The sequence below is a fragment of the Methylobacterium segetis genome, assembly GCF_004348265.1.
In the GTDB taxonomy this organism is placed as follows: domain Bacteria; phylum Pseudomonadota; class Alphaproteobacteria; order Rhizobiales; family Beijerinckiaceae; genus Methylobacterium; species Methylobacterium segetis.
Window position 1 is genome coordinate 1 of the sequence record NZ_SMNT01000244.1, and the last position, 1,732, is coordinate 1,732.

Annotated in this window: 1 protein-coding gene; it reads left to right on the plus strand. The window is 69.9% G+C overall.

What is annotated here, in order from left to right; all coding sequences use genetic code 11:
- On the plus strand, positions 1 to 1,732 hold a 1,732-nt coding region (locus E1J50_RS27720; protein WP_165937997.1), incomplete at both ends, for a hypothetical protein.

Below are 1,732 nucleotides of genomic sequence, written 5' to 3' on the forward strand. Positions count from 1 at the left end.
ACCTACCGGATCACGAACGGCTTCACGATCACGAGCGGCTCGGGCGCGGACATCCTGACCGACTCGCGGAATGTGGCGGGCATCACGAGCCGCGCCGACGTTACGGCCGCGGACCTGACGATCGACCTCGGCGACGGCGTGAACGCCCCGAATCTCACGGGCAGATACGACGTCTCGCGCGCCATGACCCTCAAGACGGGCAGCGGCGACGACGCGATCACGCTTGCGGGCGGCATCAAGGCCGGCTCGTTCCTCCTCGACGCGGGCGAGGGCGCGAACACGATCACCCTGTCCGGCAGCTACGACGTCGCCGGCCTGCTCGCCATTCGCGCGGGCGCCGCCCGCGACGTCATCGACCTGCAGGGCAGCTACAAGGCCGGCTCGATGGAGATCACGGCGGGCGCGGGCAACAACGACCTGACGCTGACCGGCACCTACCGGATCACGAACGGCTTCACGATCACGAGCGGCTCGGGCGCGGACATCCTGACCGACTCGCGGAATGTGGCGGGCATCACGAGCCGCGCCGACGTTACGGCCGCGGACCTGACGATCGACCTCGGCGACGGCGTGAACGCCCCGAATCTCACGGGCAGATACGACGTCTCGCGCGCCATGACCCTCAAGACGGGCAGCGGCGACGACGCGATCACGCTTGCGGGCGGCATCAAGGCCGGCTCGTTCCTCCTCGACGCGGGCGAGGGCGCGAACACGATCACCCTGTCCGGCAGCTACGACGTCGCCGGCCTGCTCGCCATTCGCGCGGGCGCCGCCCGCGACGTCATCGACCTGCAGGGCAGCTACAAGGCCGGCTCGATGGAGATCACGGCGGGCGCGGGCAACAACGACCTGACGCTGACCGGCACCTACCGGATCACGAACGGCTTCACGATCACGAGCGGCTCGGGCGCGGACATCCTGACCGACTCGCGGAATGTGGCGGGCATCACGAGCCGCGCCGACGTTACGGCCGCGGACCTGACGATCGACCTCGGCGACGGCGTGAACGCCCCGAATCTCACGGGCAGATACGACGTCTCGCGCGCCATGACCCTCAAGACGGGCAGCGGCGACGACGCGATCACGCTTGCGGGCGGCATCAAGGCCGGCTCGTTCCTCCTCGACGCGGGCGAGGGCGCGAACACGATCACCCTGTCCGGCAGCTACGACGTCGCCGGCCTGCTCGCCATTCGCGCGGGCGCCGCCCGCGACGTCATCGACCTGCAGGGCAGCTACAAGGCCGGCTCGATGGAGATCACGGCGGGCGCGGGCAACAACGACCTGACGCTGACCGGCACCTACCGGATCACGAACGGCTTCACGATCACGAGCGGCTCGGGCGCGGACATCCTGACCGACTCGCGGAATGTGGCGGGCATCACGAGCCGCGCCGACGTTACGGCCGCGGACCTGACGATCGACCTCGGCGACGGCGTGAACGCCCCGAATCTCACGGGCAGATACGACGTCTCGCGCGCCATGACCCTCAAGACGGGCAGCGGCGACGACGCGATCACGCTTGCGGGCGGCATCAAGGCCGGCTCGTTCCTCCTCGACGCGGGCGAGGGCGCGAACACGATCACCCTGTCCGGCAGCTACGACGTCGCCGGCCTGCTCGCCATTCGCGCGGGCGCCGCCCGCGACGTCATCGACCTGCAGGGCAGCTACAAGGCCGGCTCGATGGAGATCACGGCGGGCGCGGGCAACAACGACCTGACGCTGACCGGCACCT